This window comes from Spongiactinospora rosea (genome assembly GCF_003315795.1).
GTDB lineage: Bacteria > Actinomycetota > Actinomycetes > Streptosporangiales > Streptosporangiaceae > Spongiactinospora > Spongiactinospora rosea.
This window is the reverse complement of record NZ_QMEY01000002.1, coordinates 594,372-613,947: the sequence shown is the minus strand read 5'-3', so window position 1 is coordinate 613,947 and position 19,576 is coordinate 594,372. Positions and strand designations below refer to the sequence as shown.

21 protein-coding genes and 1 pseudogene are annotated in these 19,576 nt (G+C 72.6%); 10 read left to right on the top strand and 12 right to left on the bottom strand.

The window, feature by feature from the left end:
• Positions 1-288 precede the first annotated feature (288 nt).
• Positions 289-1,728, bottom strand: a complete 1,440-nt coding sequence (locus tag DP939_RS07905; RefSeq protein WP_113980112.1) for an MFS transporter — start codon at positions 1,726-1,728, stop codon at positions 289-291.
• 93 nt (positions 1,729-1,821) lie between these two features.
• Between DP939_RS07905 and DP939_RS07900 the strand changes: the two genes are divergently transcribed.
• Positions 1,822-2,343, top strand: a complete 522-nt coding sequence (locus tag DP939_RS07900; protein WP_113979927.1) for a MarR family winged helix-turn-helix transcriptional regulator — start codon at positions 1,822-1,824, stop codon at positions 2,341-2,343.
• A gap of 160 nt (positions 2,344-2,503) precedes the next feature.
• Here DP939_RS07900 and DP939_RS07895 read toward each other — a convergent pair whose 3' ends face one another.
• Positions 2,504-3,055, bottom strand: coding sequence for an ArsR/SmtB family transcription factor (locus DP939_RS07895; protein WP_199565012.1), 552 nt, complete (start codon positions 3,053-3,055; stop codon positions 2,504-2,506).
• A gap of 24 nt (positions 3,056-3,079) precedes the next feature.
• A complete protein-coding gene (locus DP939_RS07890; protein WP_113979925.1) occupies positions 3,080-3,547 on the bottom strand; it encodes a MarR family winged helix-turn-helix transcriptional regulator in 468 nt (155 codons plus the stop codon).
• A 64-nt stretch (positions 3,548-3,611) separates the two neighbouring features.
• Here DP939_RS07890 and DP939_RS07885 point away from each other — a divergent pair, with 64 nt between their 5' ends.
• Genes DP939_RS07885 through DP939_RS07870 form a run of 4 tightly spaced genes read left to right on the top strand, consistent with a single transcriptional unit; the run spans position 3,612 to position 6,983 of the window.
• The gene (locus DP939_RS07885; RefSeq protein ID WP_225878102.1) at positions 3,612-4,859 is read left to right on the top strand and encodes a multidrug effflux MFS transporter; all 1,248 of its coding nucleotides are present in this window, start codon (positions 3,612-3,614) and stop codon (positions 4,857-4,859) included.
• A 53-nt stretch (positions 4,860-4,912) separates the two neighbouring features.
• Positions 4,913-5,329: a hypothetical protein gene (locus DP939_RS07880; protein WP_113979924.1), complete on the top strand. Its 417-nt coding sequence runs from the start codon at positions 4,913-4,915 to the stop codon at positions 5,327-5,329.
• Positions 5,326-5,727, top strand: a complete 402-nt coding sequence (locus DP939_RS07875) for a YciI family protein (RefSeq protein WP_113979923.1) — start codon at positions 5,326-5,328, stop codon at positions 5,725-5,727. Before DP939_RS07880 ends, DP939_RS07875 begins: the two co-directional genes overlap by 4 nt.
• Positions 5,724-6,983 (top strand): sigma-70 family RNA polymerase sigma factor, encoded by a 1,260-nt coding sequence (locus DP939_RS07870; protein WP_225878101.1) that lies wholly within the window; start codon positions 5,724-5,726, stop codon positions 6,981-6,983. The genes DP939_RS07875 and DP939_RS07870 overlap by 4 nt, the downstream gene beginning before the upstream one ends.
• 1 nt (position 6,984) lies before the next feature.
• On the opposite strand, the gene DP939_RS07865 is transcribed toward DP939_RS07870, so the two are convergent.
• Positions 6,985-7,542 carry a GNAT family N-acetyltransferase gene (locus DP939_RS07865; RefSeq protein WP_113979922.1) on the bottom strand — a complete coding sequence of 186 codons (558 nt, stop codon included), beginning with the start codon at positions 7,540-7,542 and terminating at the stop codon, positions 6,985-6,987.
• Positions 7,543-7,693: 151 nt separating this feature from the next.
• On the opposite strand from DP939_RS07865, the pseudogene DP939_RS49260 reads away from it, so the two are divergent.
• From DP939_RS49260 to DP939_RS07845, 5 genes and pseudogenes are all read left to right on the top strand, one after another.
• Positions 7,694-7,765, top strand: a pseudogene (locus DP939_RS49260) (hypothetical protein); the annotation flags it as partial.
• A gap of 181 nt (positions 7,766-7,946) precedes the next feature.
• Entirely contained in the window at positions 7,947-8,444 is a 498-nt protein-coding gene (locus DP939_RS07860) for an SDR family oxidoreductase (RefSeq protein WP_225878100.1), read from the top strand.
• A 12-nt stretch (positions 8,445-8,456) separates the two neighbouring features.
• Entirely contained in the window at positions 8,457-8,882 is a 426-nt protein-coding gene (locus DP939_RS07855) for a cupin domain-containing protein (RefSeq protein WP_113979921.1), read from the top strand.
• A 25-nt stretch (positions 8,883-8,907) separates the two neighbouring features.
• Positions 8,908-9,876: a sigma-70 family RNA polymerase sigma factor gene (locus tag DP939_RS07850; RefSeq protein WP_225878099.1), complete on the top strand. Its 969-nt coding sequence runs from the start codon at positions 8,908-8,910 to the stop codon at positions 9,874-9,876.
• Positions 9,873-10,526 carry a sigma-70 family RNA polymerase sigma factor family protein gene (locus DP939_RS07845; protein ID WP_113979920.1) on the top strand — a complete coding sequence of 218 codons (654 nt, stop codon included), beginning with the start codon at positions 9,873-9,875 and terminating at the stop codon, positions 10,524-10,526. Before DP939_RS07850 ends, DP939_RS07845 begins: the two co-directional genes overlap by 4 nt.
• A gap of 9 nt (positions 10,527-10,535) precedes the next feature.
• Here the strand turns inward: DP939_RS07845 and DP939_RS07840 are convergent, their stop codons facing one another.
• The 8 genes from DP939_RS07840 to DP939_RS07805 form a co-directional block, all read right to left on the bottom strand.
• Positions 10,536-11,738 (bottom strand): hypothetical protein, encoded by a 1,203-nt coding sequence (locus DP939_RS07840; RefSeq protein ID WP_147267918.1) that lies wholly within the window; start codon positions 11,736-11,738, stop codon positions 10,536-10,538.
• Between the two features lie 98 nt (positions 11,739-11,836).
• Positions 11,837-13,042, bottom strand: coding sequence for an MFS transporter (locus DP939_RS07835; RefSeq protein ID WP_113979918.1), 1,206 nt, complete (start codon positions 13,040-13,042; stop codon positions 11,837-11,839).
• Positions 13,043-13,066: 24 nt separating this feature from the next.
• On the bottom strand, positions 13,067-14,002 hold the full coding sequence (locus DP939_RS07830; RefSeq protein ID WP_147267917.1) for a diiron oxygenase: 936 nt from the start codon (positions 14,000-14,002) through the stop codon (positions 13,067-13,069).
• A 521-nt stretch (positions 14,003-14,523) separates the two neighbouring features.
• Positions 14,524-15,966 (bottom strand): sensor histidine kinase, encoded by a 1,443-nt coding sequence (locus tag DP939_RS07825; RefSeq protein ID WP_113979916.1) that lies wholly within the window; start codon positions 15,964-15,966, stop codon positions 14,524-14,526.
• Positions 15,963-16,649, bottom strand: coding sequence for a response regulator transcription factor (locus DP939_RS07820; RefSeq protein ID WP_113979915.1), 687 nt, complete (start codon positions 16,647-16,649; stop codon positions 15,963-15,965). Before DP939_RS07820 ends, DP939_RS07825 begins: the two co-directional genes overlap by 4 nt.
• The gene (locus DP939_RS07815) at positions 16,646-17,146 is read right to left on the bottom strand and encodes a GerMN domain-containing protein (protein WP_199565010.1); all 501 of its coding nucleotides are present in this window, start codon (positions 17,144-17,146) and stop codon (positions 16,646-16,648) included. Before DP939_RS07815 ends, DP939_RS07820 begins: the two co-directional genes overlap by 4 nt.
• A 98-nt stretch (positions 17,147-17,244) precedes the next feature.
• The gene (locus DP939_RS07810; RefSeq protein ID WP_199565009.1) at positions 17,245-18,420 is read right to left on the bottom strand and encodes an acyltransferase family protein; all 1,176 of its coding nucleotides are present in this window, start codon (positions 18,418-18,420) and stop codon (positions 17,245-17,247) included.
• Positions 18,420-19,181, bottom strand: coding sequence for an SGNH/GDSL hydrolase family protein (locus tag DP939_RS07805; RefSeq protein ID WP_147267916.1), 762 nt, complete (start codon positions 19,179-19,181; stop codon positions 18,420-18,422). The genes DP939_RS07810 and DP939_RS07805 overlap by 1 nt, the downstream gene beginning before the upstream one ends.
• Positions 19,182-19,576: the final 395 nt, after the last annotated feature.

The window sequence follows — 19,576 nt, the reverse complement described above, 5'->3', positions numbered from 1 at the left end:
GTGGTGACGCGAAGAGTGGGGAGCGGGCCGATATCGGCTCGGAGTCAGATGTCGAGTTATGACCTTCGTCACAGAGTGCTTCCCTGCCGGGAATGTGCTTTTCGGCGGCGGCTTCCCGATGTGCTGCCGCTCAGGCGAACGCGCAGGTCAAAAGATTGTGGACCGATTGATGAAACGGTCCATATTGTATGCGCAACGACCATTCGATGGCCCGGAATCATGATTTATGGCCGACCGTGCAATGAGTCCATTTCGTTATATTCCATGTGGTGGGTCGGTGGAATGAAGCTATGGAACACGCTGGGAATCCGCGTTCTGCGGCCTTCCGGCCGTGACGGAGCGGGCCGGTACGAGCAGTAGTCCGGCGACCACCGCCGCCACCAGGAGGACGGTGCTGCCCGCGTAGGCGAGCCGGAACCCGCCGGCGGCGGCCTCCCTGGGGGCGGCGCCCGACTCCAGCAGGGCGGTGGTCTGGGTGGCGGCGAGGGTGGCGAGCACCGCCGTGCCGATCGCGGAGCCGAGTTGCTGCACGGTGTTCAGCAGGCCGGAGGCCACGCCGGTGTGCTCGGGCGTGCCGACGGACATGGCGACCCCGACGAGGGCCGGTACGGCGCCGCCCATGCCGACGCCCGCCAGCAGCAGCGCCGGGAGCACGTCGGCGAAGTACTCGCCGTCCACCGGCGCCCGTACCAGCAGCGCCAAGCCCAGCGCGGTGATCGCCAGCCCGGCGGCCAGCACCGGGCGCGCTCCGAAGCGGGCGATCAGCCGGGGGCCGAGCCAGAGGGTGACGACGGCGTTCGACAGCGGAGTGGGCACGAACGCGAAACCGGTCATCAGCGCGTCCAGCCCGAGGACCTGTTGCAGATACAGCGCGGTGAGGAACTGGAAGCCCATCATCCCGGCCACGGTCAGCACCATGACGACGTTGCCCGCCGCCACCGGGCGGACGCGGAGGAGGCCCAGCGGCAGCAGCGGGGCGGCGGCCTTCGCCTGCCGCAGCACGAACCCGGCCAGCAGCGCCGCCGCCAGCAGGAACAGCGACCAGCGCCCGGCCGCCGGGCCGGTGTCCACGATGACGTAGACCAGCAGCATTGCCCCCGCGATGACCAGGACCGCCCCCAGCACATCGACGCCCGCCCGCAGGCCCTGGCCGCGGTCCCGCTCGACGACGGCGAGCGTCGCCGCCACCACCGCGATCCCGATGGGGACGTTGACCAGCAGGGTCCAGTTCCAGCTCAGGCTCTGGGTGAGCACGCCCCCGGCCAGCATGCCGATCGAGGCGCCCGCGCCCTGCACGAAGCTGAACACCCCGAGGGCCCGGCCCTGCTCGCGCTGCCCGGGGAACAGCGTCACGATCATGCTGAGCACGACCGACGAGGCCAGCGCCGCGCCCGCGCCCTGTACGGCCCGGAAGGCGATCAGCATGGCCTGGTTCGCGGCGAGCCCGCACAGCAGGGACGCGACCGTGAACACGCACAGCCCGATCACGAACATCCGGCGCTTGCCGACCAGGTCGCCCAGCCGCCCGGAGATCAGCAGCAGGCCGCCGAACGGGACGAGGTAGGCGTTCACCACCCACGCCAGGTTCGGTGTGGTGAAGCCGAGGTCGGCCTGGATCGCGGGCAGCGCGACCACGACGACCGTCGCGTCGAGCACCAGCATCAGCGACGCCAGGCAGATCACGACGAGCGCGAGGCCGCGCGATCTGCCATGGGGGAACGGTGTCATGAGCATATCCCGTCTCTCGACTGACCATCAGTATGACTGACTAACAGCGGGACAGATTAACAGGCGGATCAACGAGGCGCTAACCTCGGGTTCATGACACGGGCCGAGCCCGACCCGCTGCCGAGCGGGCTGGGCGACAATCTGGAGTGGCTGATCGCCCAGTGCTTCCGCGCCCACATCGCCGCGCTGGAGCGGGCCATGTCCGGCATTCCGCACGGGCTACGCGGCTACCAGGTGCTGTGCGCCGCCACCCACGGCAGCGCCCGCAACCAGGCCGAACTGGGCAGGCAGCTCAACATCGACCGCACGAGCATGGTCTACCTGGTGGACGCGCTGGTGACAGCGGGCCTGGTGGAGCGGATGACCGATCCCGGCGACCGGCGCAACAACCTGATCTGCCCCACCGCCGACGGGCGGGCCCGCTTCGCGGAGGCGCAGGCCGCGGTGTCGGGCGCCGAGTCCGAGACCCTGGAGCCCCTGCCCGCCGCCGACCAGGACCGCTTCCGCGAACTTCTGCGCACGATCGTCGCCCACCACCTGTCCGCCGGCTACGAGACCAACCCCTACGAGGCGGCCATCCGTACCACGGCCAACGGCAGGGGAACCTCCCGGTAGCCGCCGTCCGGTGGAGCCGCAGGTGCGAAGTTGGCTGTGCGCCGTGCGGCTGCCTACTCTTTTCGCAGGGAGACGCGTCGCGTGAGAGCACGCCGTGAGGCGTGGTGATGCGCATCCCGTGGCCGCCGGGTTGCCGCTCGGCGGCCACAGCCGTCTTCGGCTAGGCGTCCTCCGGTACGTCGGGGAAGGCGACGAAGTACGTCATGACCTCCCGCGCGTCGCCCTCGCCCTCCTCAGGAGCCGCGTACTTGTGGAGGAGATCCAGGTACTCCAGGAAGAACCGTTCGAGCTGGGCCAGCGTGACCTTGATGGTGCCCCGGGAGTAGGGCTCGGCGTCGCGCCACGGGCCGAGGCGGTCGCGGGCCCGCTCGAACCGCTCGTGCGCCTCGGCGTACTCCGCCGACCACAGCCGGTTCAGCCAGTCCAGCGCCTCGCGGGTCTCGGTGTCCTGCTCGCTGTGGCGCGGGAAGCGCAGCTCCCGGTTGGTGGCCCGCCACCAGCGCTCCCGCCCCGAGGTACGCCCGGGCACCTCCTCGACGAACCCGTTGTCGGCCAGCACGCGCAGGTTGTAGCTGGTGCCCCCGGTGGTGACCCCCAGTTCCTTGGCCAGGCTCGTGGACGTGGCCTCGCCCCGTTCCAGGCAGCGCAGGATCCGCTGCCGCAGCGGATTGGCCAGCGCCTTCAGCGCCGCCGGATCGGCGATCTCATCCACAACCACACGATAAGTAATGCATGACTACTCGTGCAATCCGCCCGGCCGGGCGAGTTCGCGTACCGCGGTCTGGAGGGCCTGCAAGGAGGGGATCGCGGCCAGGACGGCGGCGCGGTCGGCGGCGGGCAGGGCCGCGAGGGCCTGGTCGAGGAGGGCGGCGCGGGCGCGTTCCACATTGTGGACGTTGCGGATCGCCTGCGCCGTGGGCAGCACACGGGTGGCCCGCCGGTCCGCCGGGTCGGTCTCGCGCACGACCAGCCCCGCGGCGGCCAGCCTGCGCAGCGCCGCGCTGACGTTGCTCGGCTTGATCCGCAGCTCGGCGGCCAGCCGCCCCGGGCTCATGCCCGGCCGGTGGACGACCAGTTTGATGACGTCCACCTCGGTCTCCGGCAGCGGCTCGACGCCCGCGACGCGCCGGCCCGTGCGCATCAGGTCGCGGGTGAGGTCGCGCAGCGCCGACCCGAGTGACAGCAGGTCGGAATTTCGCTCCACACCCTCGTTGCTACCATAATTTTACTTATGCCCGCATAATTATCGGGTGAGGGAGTCCACTCACGTGTCGCGTTCTGTCACGCCCCCCGGTGTGTCGGGCGTCCTTCTGCTCGTCCTGGCGCTGCTGTCCACGATGGCGCCGTTCGCCATCGACATCTATCTGCCCGCGTTCACCGGCATGGCCGCCGACCTCGCTACCAGCGCCTCGGCCGTACAGCTCACCCTGACCACGTGCCTGATCGGCCTGGCCACCGGGCAACTGGTGATCGGCCCGCTGTCGGACCGGTTCGGCAGGCGCGGGCCGCTGCTGGTCGCGACCGTCGTCGCCGCACTCGCCGGGCTGGCCTGCGCCCTCGCGCCGAACGTGTGGGTGCTCATCGCCGCGCGCTTCGTCCAGGGGTTCGCCGGTTCGGCCGGTCTGGTCATCGCCCGCGCGGTCGTCGCCGACCGTACCGGGGGCACGGCCGCCGCCAGGATCTTCTCCCTGCTGGGCAGCATCGGCGGGGTCGCCCCGGTGGTCGCCCCGCTGGTCGGCGGCCTGCTCGTGCCGCTCGGGTGGCGCAGCGCTTTTTGGGTGCTCACCGGCATCAGCGTGGCCATGCTGCTCGGCGCGCTGCTCGCGGTGCCCGAGTCGCTGCCGCCCGAACGCCGCCACACCGGCGGCATGGCGGCGACCGGCCGCACGATCCGGCGGCTGTTCACCGACCGTGGCTACGTCGGCTACTCCCTCGCCCTGGCGCTCGGCTTCGCGGGCATGATGGGGTACATCTCCGCCTCGCCGTTCGTCCTGCAGAACGTGCTCGGCCTGTCCACCACCGCCTACACGATCGCCTTCGCGGTGAACTCCTTCGGGATGATCGTCGCGGGCCTGATCAGCTCCCGCCTGGTCGGCCGGCTGCGCGCCGAGACGCTGCTCACCGCCGGGCAGTGCGTGGTGTGCGGGCTTTCGGTCGTACTGCTGGCGATGCTCATCCTGCGCCTCCCCGCGGCGGCGGTGCTGCCGGTGCTGTTCGTGGCGGTCGCCTGTACCACCTTCATCATGGGCAACGGCACGGCGCTGGCCATCGGCCGGGTCCCGTGGGCGGCGGGCACCGCCGCCGCGGGCCTCGGGGCGTTGCAGTTCGCGTCCGGCGCGGTCGTGTCCCCGCTGGTCGGCATCGCGGGCGAGGACACCGGGCTGCCGATGGGCGTCACGCTGGTGCTGACCTCCCTCCTCGGCCTGGCCGCCCGGCTGCTGGGCCGGGGCCTGCCTCCCGCGGACCGCGAAGAAATTTCCGAGGAAGTCGTCGAGAAGGTGTCGAGAGGGTCCTGAGGTCTCCGACAGAGGGGGTGAAGGCACGGAGAGCACCCCCGAAGGAGAGTGTCATGACCACCACCGCCAACGCCCTGCACAGCCTGGAGCCCCTGGTCGGCACCTGGATCATCGACGGACCCGGCCTGTCCGGCACCGCCCGCTACGAGTGGATGGACGGCGGCGGCTTCCTGGTGCAGCACGTCGAGCTGGACAGCGACGGCGAGATCACCCGCGGGGTGGAGTACATCGGCCTGCACGCCGAGAGCGGCGAACTCCGTTCGCACTTCTTCGGCGCGAAGGGCGAGATCCTGGAGTACATTTACCAGCTCACCGGCGATACCTTGACGATCTGGTACGGCGGCGTCGGCTCCCCGGCGAAGTTCGTCGGCACGTTCGACGCCGGCCGCGGGCGCAACACCGGTGCCTGGCAGTGGCCGGGCGGAGGCTACGAGTCGAACATGACGCGGGTGGAGGAACCGGCCCGATGAAGTACATGATCATGACCTTCGGCGACGCGTCGGCGTGGGACACGCTCGGCCTCGGCGGCACGGAGGCGACCTGGTCGCAGGAGGAGGTCGCCGCGCACTTCAGCGCCATGTCCGGCTTCTACGCCGACCTCGCGGCCTCCGGCGAGATGGTCACCGGGTTCGGCCTGGCCGACCCCTCCCACACCATGACGGTGGAGATCCGCGACGGGCGGCCGGTGGCCTCCGACGGGCCGCTGGCCGAGGCGAAGGAGGTGCTGGCCGGGTTCGGGATCATCGACGTGGCCTCCCACGACCGGGCCGTCGAGCTGGCCGCGCGGTTCGCCGCGATCGTGCGCAGCCGGGTGGAACTCCGCCCGATCATGGAGCCGGGGGCGGACGACCCCGGCCGGAAGATGTGACCCTGTCCCGGCCGATCGAGGACCTGCTGCGCGAACTCGCGCCGCGGGTCCTCGCCGCGCTCACCCGCCGGTACGGCCACTTCGACCTGGCCGAGGAGGCGGTCCAGGAGGCGCAGCTCGCCGCCGCGAACCAGTGGCCGGAGCAGGGCGTACCGGACAACCCGCCCGGCTGGCTGACCACCGTGGCCACCCGCCGCCTGACCGACCTGCTGCGCAGCGAACAGGCCCGCAGGCGGCGCGAGCAGCAGGAGGCGTTCCGCGCGCTGCCCGGCGACCTGCTGGCCCCGGCGGCCGACGAGCCGCGCCCGCCCGGCGACCAGGACGACACCCTGCTGCTGCTGTTCCTGTGCTGCCACCCCGCGCTGAACCCGCCCGCGCAGGTCGCGCTCACCCTGCGCGCGGTCGGCGGCCTGACCACCGCCGAGATCGCCCGCGCGCTGCTGCTGCCCGAGGCGACGCTGGCGCAGCGGATCAGCCGGGCCAAGAAGCGCGTCCTGGAGGCGGGCGGACGCTTCCGGATGCCCGGCGACGACGAACGCGCGCGCCGCCTCGATGTGGTGCTGCACGTCGTGTACCTGATCTTCAACGAGGGGTACACGGCCACGGCCGGGGAGTCGCTGTACCGCGGCGACCTGTGCGCCGAGGCGATCCGCCTGGCCCGGATGACGCACCGGCTGGCGCCCGACGTACCCGAGGTGAGCGGCCTGCTGGCCGAACTCCTGCTCACCGACGCCCGCCGCGCGGCCCGTACCGGCCCCGACGGCGAACTGATCCCGCTCGCCGAACAGGACCGCGGCCGGTGGGACCGGGCCATGATCGACGAGGGCATCGCGCTGCTGACCGAGACGCTGCCGCGCCGCCGTCCGGGCCCCTACCAGTTGCAGGCGGCCATCGCCGCCGTGCACGCGGAGGCGGCGCGGTTCGAGGACACCGACTGGGCGCAGATCGTCGCCCTGTACCAGGTGCTGGACCGGCTCGCCGACAACCCGGTGGTCACGTTGAACCGCGCGGTGGCGGTGGCGATGCTGAGCGGCCCCGAGGCCGGGCTGGCCGTACTGGAGACGGTGGCCGCCGACCGGCGGATGGCGGGCCACCACCGGGTGCACGCCGTACGCGGGCACCTGCTCGAACGCGCGGGCGAGCGGACGACCGCGGCGGAGGAGTACCGTACCGCGGCCCGGCTCACCACCAGCCTGCCCGAACGCCGCTACCTGCGAGGCCGCGCCGCCCGGCTGGAGGTCGCGGACCCGGCCTGAGTCAGGCGGCACGCCACTGGTCGCGGGTGATCGCGTACTCGACCTCGCCGAGGTCGGTGCCGGGCAGCGGGTCGTCGAAGTCGAGGTGGAAGGTGCGGACGTACCGCATGCCGATGGTGGCCATGGTGGCCCGCGAGGCGGCGTTGACGGCCATCGTCTCGGCGAAGACCCGCGTCAGCCCCAGGTCCTCGAACCCGTGCCGGAGCAGTTCCCTGGCCCCCTCACTGGCCAGGCCGCGCCGCCAGTGGTGGCGCAGCAGCCGGTACCCCAGCTCGGCCTGCCCCTCGACCGGCCCCTGGTCGGCGCGCGCGGGCGGCTCCAGGATCCACCACCCGACGAACTCCCCGTCCACGAAACCGGCCCAGAACCCCAGCCCCGGCACCCGCTCGGCCGCCGCGAGCCGCCGCTTGTGCTGGACCTCGACCTCCGCGCGGCTGCGGGCCTCCCCGAGATAGCGCATGACCTCGGGGTCGGCGTCCAGCTCGACCTCGTGCTCCAGGTGCTCGTCGGAGAGGGGGACGAGCGTGATGCGGGCCGTGTGCAGCGTCGCCTGTGCCATGTGACGCATTCTCGCGTCCGGGTAGCCCGTACAGAAAACAATTTTCCCGGAAGCTGTCACAACGGCCGATGCCGTCCGGTCATAGCCGACGACCGGGGCGGCGAGCGGCCTCCCGGGGACCGAATCGGAACCGGAACGGGAAGGATTCGCCATGAAGATCGTGGTAATCGGCGGGACCGGCTTGATCGGGTCGAAGCTGGTCGCGCGGCTCGGTGAGCAGGGGCACGAGGCCGTGGCCGCGTCCCCCGGCACCGGGGTGAACACCCTCACCGGCGAAGGGCTCGCCGAGGTGCTGACCGGCGCGTCGGTGGTGATCGACGTGTCCAACTCGCCGTCGTTCGAGGACGCCGCGGTCATGGAGTTCTTCGAGACCTCCACCCGCAACCTGCTCGCCGCGGAGACCCGTGGCCGGGGTCGGGCACCACGTGGCGCTGTCGGTGGTGGGCACCGACCGGCTGCCCGGCAGCGGATACTTCCGGGCGAAGATCGCCCAGGAACGGCTGATCGAGAAGTCCGGCATCCCGTTCTCGCTGGTCCACGCGACCCAGTTCTTCGAGTTCGTGCGGGGCATCGCCGAGTCGTCCGCGGACGGCGACACCGTGCGGATCGCGCCGGTGCTCTTCCAGCCCATCGCGGGCGACGACGTCGCCGACGCGGTCGCCGAGGTCGCGGTGGGCACGCCGTCCAACGGCAGGGTCGAGGTGGCCGGGCCGGAGCGGGTCCGGATGGACGAGTTCTTCCGCGACGTGCTGGCGAGCTGGGGAGACGCGCGCCAGGTGGTGAGCGACCCGCACGCCCGGTACTTCGGCGCCGAACTGGCCGAGAAGTCGCTGGTACCCGAGGGCGACGGGGCACGCCTGGGGCGCGTCCGGTACGCCGACTGGTCCGACACCCACAAGTGAGAGGCGCTCGCCATGGGAGACACCGAGCCGCGATCGAACGCGTGGCAGACGGCGCTGACGACGTTGCAGGAGGCCGAGCCGCCCTTCATCCCTGAGGGGGCGCACGCGATGACCGTGGTCATCGAGTACCCGCCGGGCGACCCCGGCACGCCCCCGCACCGGCACTCCGGCCCGGCCTTCGGCTACGTGCTGGAAGGCGAGATGCTGCTGGAGGTGGAGGGCTCCCCGGAGCGGGTCGTGCCCGCAGGGCAGGCGTTCTGGGAACCGGGCGGCGACGTCATCCACTACCAGGACGGCAACAACCGCGACGACGTCCCGCTGCGGTTCACCGTCACCATGCTGTGCGAGCCCGGCAAGCCGATGCTCACCCTGGTGGACGACGACGAACTCGCCCAGCGCAAGGACCGCCGCGCCCCACGCCCGGCGCGGCGGGACTGAGCGCCCGGGGCGGCGGTGGATCGGCGTGCATAATGAGGCGGACGCGGCGAAGGTACGGGTGACCACCATGCGGGCGGAACCACTGCGCGAGGCGGACGCGCTGGAACACGCGGCGGCCGTCTTCGTCGAGTTGCGCCCGCGCCTCTTCGGGATCGCCTACCGGATGCTCGGCAGCGTGGCCGAGTCGGAGGACGTGCTGCAGGAGGCGTGGCTGCGCTGGCAGAACACCGACCGCGCGGCCGTCGCCAACCCCGCCGCCTTCCTGGCGACGGTGACCACGCGGCTGGCGATCAACGTCGCGACCTCCGCCCGCGCCCGCCGGGAGTCCTACATCGGGCCCTGGCTGCCCGAACCGATCGACACCAGCCTCGATCCGACGGTGGGCGCGGAGCGCGGCGAGGCGCTCGAACTGGCCTTCCTGCTCCTGCTCGAACGGCTCACGCCGACCGAGCGGGCCGCGTACGTGCTGCGCGAGGCGTTCGTCCACCCCTACGCGCAGATCGCGGACATCCTCCAGCTCACCCCGGCCAACGCCCGCCAACTGGTGAGCCGGGCCCGCAAGCGGCTGAACGCCGCCCGGCGCGAGCCCATCGACAAGGGCGAACACCGCAGGCTGCTCAGCACCTTCCTGACCGCCGCCCAGACCGGTGACATCGCCGCCCTGGAAGACCTCCTCGCCGCCGATGTCGTCAGCACCACCGACGGCGACGGCACTCCGGGGGCGGCGCGGTTCCCGCTGGCGGGCGTCGGCCGGGTGAGCAGGTTCATGGCGGCGTTCGCGCCACGGTACTGGCCGGGGGCCCGGCTCACCTGGGTCGAGGTGAACGGCCGGGCCGCCGTCCTCGTCCCGCGCAGCCGCACCGATTTCACGCTGCTCACCATCGAGGGGTCACCGCAGGGCATCCATCAGGTGCTGTGGATCGTGGCCCCGGGCAAACTCTTGGCGTTCGAGCGCTCCCGTTCCCGGGTGGTGTCTCCCGGCGGGGTGGCATGACCACCGGGGCCGGGTCGCTCCGGGAGATGCTGGACGAACGGCGGCACCTGCTGGAGATCGCGCGCTGGATGTTCGACTCGGCGGCGATGGCCGACCGGGTGGTCCAGGAGACCTACCGCCGCTGGTACGCCCTCGCCGACGCGGAACGCGCCGGGATCACGGTGCCGCGCGCCTGGCTGACCTGGACCGCCGGAGCCGTCTGCCTGGAACTCCTGTCCGGCGCCGAACCGGCCGCGCGCGGCGGGCGGGCCCCGGTGCCCGAGCCGGCGCAGGGGCCACCGGCCACTCCTGACGGGCACGACCGGGTCGTACGCCGGTTCGCGGCGGCGTGCGAGGCGGGCGACACGGCGGGGTTGCATGCGGTCCTCGCCGCGAACGCGATGGTCGTCAGCGACGGCGGCGGCAGAGTGCGCGCCGCCGTACGGCCCGCGCACGGGGCCGACGCGGTCGCCCGCTTCGTGACGGAACTGCTGGGCGACCGGACCGGCACCGAACTGTCCGTCAGGCCGGTGAACGGGCGATCTGGCATGGTACTGCGCCGGGCTGGTCAGGCCGTGGCGGTGGTCGCGGTGAGCGTCGCGGGTACCGAGGTCACCGCGGTATGGATCATGCTGAACCCCGACAAACTCCGACACTGGCACCTCGGCTGACCGGCGGGTTCATCCGCAGCCGCGGCCCTGGCGGATGACGGCGCCGCGGATGGGCACGGTGCTGCCCGCGCCGCCGTGTCCGCAAGGTGTGCCCTGCCCGCCGTGGCCGCCGTACGCGACCAGCGTGTCCTCCGCATCGTCATGGCGGGGGGTCTTGGCGGCGGTGTGGAGGGTGCGGGTGTTGGCCGGGCCGCCGTTGCCGCCGGGGCCGTTGCCGTGGTCGTCGGTGCCGCCGCCGTTGCCGCCGATCATGGTGAGGTGGGACGTCACGGTGAGGGGGTGGGCGTTGGCGATGCCGCCGGTGCCGCCCGCGCCGTCGGCCTGGCCCGCGCCGCCCTGGCCGCCGAGCAGGGTCATCTTGCCGGTGACGCCGGGGCGTACCGGGGTGTGGATGTCACCCGCGTTGCCGACCCCGCCCGGCCCGCCGTCTCCGTCGCCCCCGTCACCGTCGCCATCGGCGTCCTCCGCGTCCATGGCCGTGCCGTGGCCGCCCCGGCCGCCCCGCACGGTGATGGTCCCGGCGCAGCGGACGCTGCCCGCGTTGCCGGTGCCGCCGGTACCGCCGTCCGGGTCGCCGTGGCTGGTCAGCGTGTCGATGCCCTGGCCGCCCTGCCCCCCGGTGACGGTGAGGGTGTCCTTGCCGTCACCGCACTCGATCACCCCTTCGTTGCCGTCGCCGCCGCTGCCCGCGTCGCCGATGCCCCCGATGCCCCCTTCGCCCCCGGTGACGGTGATGATGTCGTCGCCGGGACCGCCGTCGATCCGGCCGCCGTTGCCGCCGCTGCCCCGGCCGCTGCCCGCGGTGGAATGGCCGCCGCGCACGATGATGGTGTCGTGCCCGGGGCCGCTGTTCAGGACGCCCTCGTTGCCGGCCTTGTCGGCGAGCGGCAGGATGGTGATCACGTCGTCACCGGCCAGGCCGTTGACGACGCCGCCTGGCGGGATCGGTTCGCACATGATGTCGTCGTCGCCCGGTGTGCCCTCGATCACCGGGCCGGTCAGCCGCCCGTCGTTGACGTGGCAGGTCACGGCGGAACCACCGCCGCCGTACGCGACCACCGCGGCCCCGGCCGCGATCACCGCCACGGCGGCCGTCACGCCCAGCAGGACGCGCCCGCGACGCCGCCACCGCCCGCGCCGCTCGCCGTGCTCGCCGTGCTCGCCGTGCTCACCGGCCGGAGGGGCGGGCGCGCCGGATTCCGTGTCGCTCAACGTGCCCCCCACGGTGATCGGCGTAACGCTTCGCGCAAGGATTACCAGGCCATCGCCGCCCTGGTGGCGGCTTTGCCGTTCCTTGGCGCGTGTGCGCCTCACGGAGGCGCGGAACGCCGGGCGTACCAGGGGGCCGCCGCGCACGCGAGCATCAGCGCGGCCGACAGGCCGAAGGTCCAGCGCGGCCCGGCCGCGCCCACGATGAGGCCGCCGAGCAGGGAGCCGGTGGCGTCCGCCAGGTACGCACCGCTCAGTACGGCCCCCATCACCAGCCCCACCGAACTCCCCCCGGCCCGCTGTAGCAAGGTGATCGCGGTGACGCCCTCCATGCCGTCCCCGAACCCGGCGACGGCCGCGCCGATGACGACGACGGCGACCGCCGGGGCCAGGCCCATGCCGAGATGGCCCGCGGCTTCCACGGCGATGCCCGCCACCAGCACGCCCGCCGAGGGGGTCAGCGCCCGCAGGCGTCCCATCAGCAGCGTGGCGACCAGCGCGCCGACGCTGATGCCGCCCAGCGCCAGCCCGTACGCCAGGCCGGAGCCGCCGGCGAGGTCGCGCTGGGTCAGTACGACCAGCGCGGGCCGGTCGATGGAGGCGGCGAACGTGACGCCGATCGTGGCCACGGCCACGGCGGCGGCCTGCCGGTCGCGGCGCAGCCGGCCCAGCCCCGCCCGGGTCGCCGCCAGGAAGCCGCGGTCGTCGTCGTCCCGCACCACGGGCACCCGGGGCAGCGCGGCCACCAGGGCCGCCGACAGCACGAACGAGCAGGCGTTGACCAGCAGGGCGTACTGGTACCCGAGCGTGGTCGCGGCCAGGCCGCCGATCGCCGCCCCCGAGGCGAACCCGAGCGCGGTGACCGCCATCAGCAGCCCGTTGGCCCGGCCCAGCGCGTGCGCGGGGACGGTCCGGGCCACCAGGGCCTGGGCGGCGGGCGCGGTCACGGTCGCGGCCGACTCGGCGACCAGCACCAAGGCCAGGATCATCCCGTACCCGGGCCGGGTCCAGGCGATGAGCACGAACACCGCGCAGGAGATCAGATCGCAGCAGATGATCAGCCGCCGCGGGTCCACCCGGTCGCTGAGCCCCCCGGCCAGCGTGCCGAACAGCCGGGGCAGCACCCGTACCGCGAACAGCCCGCTGACCGCCGCCCCGGAGGCGGTGTCCTGGAAGACGTGCACGGTGAGCGCCGAGAGCGCGGCCAGGTCGCCGGTCACCGACAGCCCGCGCGCGGCGGTGAACAGCGGGAACCGGCCCGCCCGCCACCAGGGTCCCGGGGCGGCGGGCGGGCACGGTTCGGTCATGCGGTCCCTTTCTGTTGGCTTCTGTCAGCCGATGAGCAGCTTGTGCTCGGTGAAGGCGGCGTGGGTCCGGCTGTCGTCCATCGCGCCGAGTTCGGTGAGGTACCGGGTCACCGGGCGGCCCGCCTGCGCGACGTCCGCACGGACGGTCGCACGCGGATACGACTCGGTGACGATCTGCCGGGCCTCTTCGGGGGTGAAGCCTTCGGCCAGCAGCCCTTGCTCGAACATCGCATAGTCGGGCTCCAGGAAGGCGTACACCAACTCGGGCACGAACGGGCCGATCGCCCGTCGCTCACTCGTGCTCAGAGCGTGCCAGAAGTACTTGAGGAAGTCCCGGAAGTAGGCGTGGTGCTTGCCCTCGTCCAGCGCATGGTCCTGGACCAGCTCTCGCACGCCGTCCGGGAGCCGGTCGTCCTGCGGCAGGTTGGTCAGGATGGCCGAGATCAACGTTTCGCTGACCACACAGAACAGCAGGTCCTGTAAGCCGCGCAGGCTGGGATCCATGCGCCCGCCGATCTTCTTGAGGCGGGTCAGGAAGCTCGGGTCCCCGATCTCTCCGGCCGCGAGGCCGCTCTGGGACTCGACCTGGCGGAGCAGGTCGTAGGAGAACTGGGCGTGCCACGCCTCGTCCGTGACGATCTTGAACGCGTCCTCGCGCATGTTGCCGGGCAGGTCGATGCCCGCGACGCCCCGGGAGATGAGCTGGGCGACGGGCATCACCGCGAGGGCTTCCAGCTCGCTGGTGAAGTGGAGGTACTGATACAGCCTGCGGGTGAGCAGGCGGATCTCGGTACCGTCCTCGCGGGCCGTGACCAGCGGATGACTGCTGATGGGCACCAGCTCCGGCGGGAAGTAGATCACCTTTTCGTTGGAGTCGATCGTGCGCCTCGGGCCGGTGCGCACACTCGCGCGCTGTTCCCAGTTGCCGAACGCACTACGGTAGGCGAGCGAATCAGACATGGTCTTGGTGTCCTCTCGGGCGGGAGCCACGCAGGCCCCTGTCTTCTGGAGAGCGAACACACCCAAACCCGACGGCGGCCATGCGGGAGGCCGCGGTCGGTGGTACAGGGCGTCGTGCCGATCTGAAGCGCCAAGAACCGGCCGTCACTGAGCCCAGGGGAATCCGCACATAGGAAACAGGCGAGCCATAGGCCGCGGAGCGCGATAGCCGGTTCGGCGCGATAATACGTTGTGGCGTCGCGTCTTCACAATGTGCCGATATACCGTAATGCGGGGAGGTATTGATGCCATTTCGAGAGTGCTCCCATTGGCGCTGGCGCCCCTGGTCATGAGCAGGGCGGACGGACGCGCCGCCGGATCGGCGCCGCGCCTCCGGCCAGCGCGTTCCGTTCGCACTTGAACGGCCTTCCGCACTTGAACGACGCTTTTGCGGTCGCCCTCGGGACCGGCCGGATCGATGGCCACAATCGGACTACGGCCGGGGTTACGCGGCCCGCCCCGGATTCCCTACAATCGCCGTCTCAATCCGTTGCTCCGGGCAGTACCAGCGTGAATATCGCGCCGCCATCGGGGGCATTGGCGGCGGTGAGCGCGCCGCCGTGCAGTCGGGCGTTCTCGGCGGCGATGGCGAGGCCGAGGCCGCTCCCCTCGGTCCGGGCGCGGGCGGCGTCGCCCTTGGTGAACCGGTCGAAGACGTGCGGCAGCAGGTCGGCCGGGATGCCCGGCCCGTCGTCGGAGACGGTGATCACGATCTGGCCGGTGTCGTCCGCCGCCCTGGCCCGGACGAGCACCGACACAGCGGGGCCGCCGTGCCGCAGCGCGTTGCCGACCAGGTTGGCCAGGATCACATCGACGCGGCGCGGGTCGAGCCGGGCGCGCAGCCCTTCGGGTACGTCGGCGCGCACCCGGCCGGGCCAGTGCCGCAGCGCCAGCGTCTTGGCGACCAGCTCGCCGAGATCGACCTCGTCCAGGTGGAGTACGGCGGCGCCCGCGTCGAAGCGGGACACCTCGATCAGGTCCTCGACCAGGCGGGTCAGCTTGCGGGTCTCGTCGGAGACCAGGGTCAGCGCCTCGGCGGTGAGCGGGGCGAGCCTGCCGGAGGCGGCGTCGGCGTCCAGGACCTCGGTCACGGCCGACATGGCCGCCAGCGGCGTGCGCAGCTCGTGCGAGACGTCGGCGGCGAACCTGCGCGCCCGCGCCTCCATGGCGCGCAGCGCCGCGGCGTCGGCCTCCAGTGTGGCCGCCATGGTGTTGAAGGTGCGGGCGAGGTCGGCGAGTTCGTCGTCGCCGGTCACGCTCACCCGGGTGTCCAGTACGCCCGCCGCCATCCGCTCGGCGGCCGTCCGCAGCCGCCGTACCGGGCGCAGCAGCCGCCGCGCGGCCAGCAGCGCGGGGATGACGGCGGCCAGCGCCACCGGCAGCGCCCCGGCGCGGGCGGCGGCGGCCAGGGTGTCCACATCCTGCTGCTGGGAGGCGAGGGAGAAGGAGGCGTAGACGACGAGCGGCGGGCCGTCGTCGGCGCGGTTGCCGGCGACCACCGGCAGGGCCACGGCCAGCCACGGCGTGCGTTCATGGTGGAAACGCTGGGCCAGCGCGGTGGTCGCCGCGACCGCGCGGGCGCGCAGCGGCGCGGGCAGCGGCGGGGCCTGCGCCCCCGCGCTGATCAGCGGGCCGCCACGGTAGGACAGGGCGGTACGCCAGCCGCGCGGACCGGCCGCGCGGTCCAGTTGCACCGCCAGGGTGCGCAGGTCCGGCACGGTGGGGTCGGCGGGCAGGTCGGGCGCGCGGGAGCCGAGGTGGGCGCGCAGCTCCTGGAGTACGTCGGCCTGGGCGCGTTCCACGATCGCGGTACGGCCCTGGCGGAAGGTGATCGCGGCGGCGGTCACCGCACTCAGCGCGGAGACCAGCAGGAACGCCAGGACCAGATGCGTACGCAGGCCACGGGCGAGGCGCGGGCGGATCACAGCGGGCCGAACCGGTAGCCGAAGCCGCGTACGGTCTGGATGTACCGGGGGCTGCGCGGGTCGTCCTCGATCTTGGCCCGCAGCCGCATCACGCACGCGTCCACCAGCCGGTAGTCACCGTGGAAGGTGTGCTCCCAGACCTGTTCGAGGAGCTGCTGGCGGCTGAAGGTCTGCTCGGGCGCGGCCGACAGGAACAGCAGCAGCTTCAGCTCGGTGGGGGCGAGGGCGAGTTCGGCGCCGTGCTTGAGCACGCGCAGCGCGGTCCGGTCGATGAGCAGGTCGCCGTGCGCGGTACGGGCCGCCTGGCCCGGTGCGGCGGCCTGCGCGGTACGCCGGAGCACCGCGCGGATGCGCGCCTCGATGACCTCGCCGCTGGCGGGCTTGATCACGTAGTCGTCCGCCCCGGCCTCCAGGCCCACCACGACGTCCACGTCGTCGGCCCGCGCGGAAAGGATCACGATGGGGACCTGACTGAAGGCGCGAATGCGGCGGCAGGTGGCAAGACCGCTCATACCGGGCAGCATCAGGTCCAGCAGTACGACGTCGGGGGCGCTCGCGACGAGTTCGGCCAGGCCGTCCTCCCCGGTCGAGACCACGAGCACCTCATGGCCCCGATGACGCAGCCCGAGACTCACCCCGCGCCGCACGGCCGGATCGTCCTCGATCAGCAACACCCGGCTCATGAGGCGCCCTCCTGCTCGGCGGGGACGGCGGCTCCGCCGGGGTCGCACCGGACCGGCCAGGGGGTGTCGTCCGTGCGCGGCTCGAAGACGTCCACGACGGTGACGCCGGCGGCGGTGGCCGCCGTACAGACCAACTGGCTCACCGCCACCGCCGGCAGCTCCCGGACCTGCCAGGGCAGGCGCAGCTCCACCCGGCCGCCGGAGGCGGTCGCCTTGAACGGCTGCGCCGTCGCGGGCAGCTCGGTGCCCAGCCCACGGGCCCGCTCGGCCGCCGTCGGACCGGCCCGCAGCGCCGCCATGGCCTGCGGCAACAGATCCCCGTCCAGTGCCGGCCGCGACACCGGCCACGTGCCCTGCCGGGTGACGAAGTACACCCGCAGCAGCCGTCCACTACTCTCGGTGAACCCACCGCTCACCGGCGGCCCGGCAGCACTGACCCCAGTGTCGGCGATCCCACACCCCGCCACCCCCACCACCACCGCAACCAAGACAGCCACCACGCCCCGTTGTCGCCTTCCGCGTCCATGGCCGTGCCGTCGCAGGCGTCCGCGGGGCGGCGTGCGTTGGCCATCGTTGTTGCGCATGATCTCTCCGGCTACGGCAGGCCGAGCCTGCTCACATCGACCGTCCCGGCGCCCGGCTCCGGCCGCGGTATCGCCGCCCACAGTCCTGCCGTGACCAGCGCCGCGGCGGCCAGGGCCGCCCATCCGCGCCGCCCGGCGGCCCACCGGGCGCGCAGGCGTACCGGGTCCTCGACGACGGCCTTCGACACTACCGCAGCCGCGAGCGACACCCCGATGGCGGCCATGGTCCAGCCCCAGCCGTCCAGCCCGCCGAGCGGCCGGGGAAGCAGCAGGTAAACCGGCCAGTGCCACAGGTACAGGCTGTAGGAGACCTCGCCCAGTCTGCGTGGCATGACGCTGCCGACCGCTCGGCCCACCAAGCCGTCCGGAGCGTGGGCGAGCAGCGCGATCAGTACCGCACAGGCCAGCGAGTGGGCGAACATCCCGCCCTGGAACAGGCCCGGGGCCCGTTCCCCGCCGGTCAGCGCCCAGGCGGCGAGCAGCCCGCACAGCAGCGGAACACAGATCATGTCCACGGTCCGCCGGGACAGCCGCGCCACCACCCCCCGGACCGGCGCGGTTGCCGCCGCCGCGCCGAGCAGCAGGGCGAACGCCCGGGTGTCGGTGCCTTCGTAGGCGCGGGTGGTGTCCACGGCCGAGCCCAGCCTGATCATCAGGAACAGCGAGACCAGCGCGCCCGCCCCCGCGACCAGCGCGATCCGCCGCTGCCCGCCCGGCCCCCTTCCGGCCACCGCCACCACCACCGGCCAGGCCAGGTAGAACTGCCACTCGACGCCGATGCTCCACAGGTGTGCGAACAGGCGGGTGCCGGACGCGTTCCAGTAGCCGATCCGGTCGGCGATGAAGTGCCAGTTCGCGCTCTGGACGACCACCCACGGCGTGTCCTGGAGGGCGGCGCGCAGCATCGCCGGTCCGGCGAACGCCCAGGCCAGCAGCAACGTCCCGATGACCATGACGGTCAGCGCGGGCAGCAGGCGGCGGGCCCTGCGCGCCCAGAAGTCCATCAGGCCGCCGCGCTCGTTGAGCAGCAGGCCGGTGATCAGCAAGCCGGACAGCACGAAGAACAGGTCCACGCCCAGGAACCCGCCGCGCAGGTGCCCGGCGTGGAACAGCAGGACCGCGGCGACGGCGAGCCCGCGCAGGCCGTCCAGCGCGCCGATGTGCGGACGGCGCGGAACCGTGACCATCAGCCGCAGCCGAGCTTGCCGAAACGCTCGTCGCCGGTCCATCGCCCGGTGGCCCACGCGGCGGGGGCGGCCGGGGTGAAGCCGGTCAGCTCGCCGAGCCGCTTGGCGAACCACGCGGCGAAGGCCGCCGAACCCTGCTGACAGGAATGGATGCCGTCCTTGGCACGCTGGGCCCGGTCGGCGGCGGGGTCGTCGCCCCAGAGGTCGGCGGTGTCCAGGAAGGTGGCGTTCCCGGCTTTGGCGGCCATCGCGGGGGCGCTCCTGATCGCCTTCTCATGCGGCCGGAAGAAGTCGTCGATCTTGAACGGTGGGGGAGATATGAGGACGAGTCGGGCTTTGGCGTCCCCGGCGGTCCGGGCCAGTTTGCGGTAGGCGGCGAGCTGCTGCCGGGTGGTGCCCCAGTCGTAGGCGGTGATCTGGTACGCGATCACCGTGGGCCGGAAGGAGGCGATCTCCTTCTGTAGCCGCTTCCAGGTGTCCGCCGCCCCCATGGTGGTCACCTCGTGCCCACCGGCGACGACATTGCCGCCGCCGGCGGAGGTGGCGTCCTTGACCGCCACCCCGGCGGCGGTGAGTGCCGCCGCCACGGCCGGGGCCTGCGCGCCCGCGATGGAGTCGCCCATCCAGAGCACCTTGACGCCGGTCGCGGTGGGGGCCGGGGTCGCGGTACGAGCCGGGGTCGCGGTGACGGCAGCCGCGCCGCATCCGGCCAGCGCGACCGCGACGGCCAGGGCCGCCGACATCCGAGAAATGAGGTTCATCGCTTGCATGGCCATCAGGCAAGCAGCGGTTCGCGACGATCGGCCGCGTTGTCATCGTTTCATCACATGATGGGGTACCGGCCGTCACGAAGGCGGCCCACCGCCGCCGCCGGGGTGCGGGCCTTAAGGGCGTGGCCCTCGCTGTCGCTCGGACGTTCTTCTTGGCGTCGGGCTGCGCCCGACGTCGGTGTTCTGAGGTGCCGTGGGTTCTGGCTCCAGCTCGTTGTGCGGCATTTCTGCCGCCCCGGTGTTCAGTGCGTGTCGTGGTCGCTCACCGTGTTTCGAGCGCCGCTGCCGTCGGATCTGGGCGTCCGCTTTGTCTGCCCACGGCTGCGGTGTGTTCGGCTCTGGCATCAGGTGAAGTTGATTCGCATCATTTCGGTCGTCGCCCGCGC

What these genes read in the sequence shown, in the direction of transcription:
- DP939_RS07905 (WP_113980112.1), bottom strand. Translation starts at nt 1,728, where the DNA reads ATGACACCGTTCCCCCATGGCAGATCGCGCGGCCTCGCGCTCGTCGTG.
- DP939_RS07900 (WP_113979927.1), top strand. Translation starts at nt 1,822, where the DNA reads ATGACACGGGCCGAGCCCGACCCGCTGCCGAGCGGGCTGGGCGACAAT.
- DP939_RS07880 (WP_113979924.1), top strand. Translation starts at nt 4,913, where the DNA reads ATGACCACCACCGCCAACGCCCTGCACAGCCTGGAGCCCCTGGTCGGC.
- DP939_RS07875 (WP_113979923.1), top strand. Translation starts at nt 5,326, where the DNA reads ATGAAGTACATGATCATGACCTTCGGCGACGCGTCGGCGTGGGACACG.
- DP939_RS07865 (WP_113979922.1), bottom strand. Translation starts at nt 7,542, where the DNA reads ATGGCACAGGCGACGCTGCACACGGCCCGCATCACGCTCGTCCCCCTC.
- DP939_RS07855 (WP_113979921.1), top strand. Translation starts at nt 8,457, where the DNA reads ATGGGAGACACCGAGCCGCGATCGAACGCGTGGCAGACGGCGCTGACG.
- DP939_RS07845 (WP_113979920.1), top strand. Translation starts at nt 9,873, where the DNA reads ATGACCACCGGGGCCGGGTCGCTCCGGGAGATGCTGGACGAACGGCGG.
- DP939_RS07835 (WP_113979918.1), bottom strand. Translation starts at nt 13,042, where the DNA reads ATGACCGAACCGTGCCCGCCCGCCGCCCCGGGACCCTGGTGGCGGGCG.
- DP939_RS07830 (WP_147267917.1), bottom strand. Translation starts at nt 14,002, where the DNA reads ATGTCTGATTCGCTCGCCTACCGTAGTGCGTTCGGCAACTGGGAACAG.
- DP939_RS07820 (WP_113979915.1), bottom strand. Translation starts at nt 16,649, where the DNA reads ATGAGCCGGGTGTTGCTGATCGAGGACGATCCGGCCGTGCGGCGCGGG.
- DP939_RS07810 (WP_199565009.1), bottom strand. Translation starts at nt 18,420, where the DNA reads ATGGTCACGGTTCCGCGCCGTCCGCACATCGGCGCGCTGGACGGCCTG.
- DP939_RS07805 (WP_147267916.1), bottom strand. Translation starts at nt 19,181, where the DNA reads ATGAACCTCATTTCTCGGATGTCGGCGGCCCTGGCCGTCGCGGTCGCG.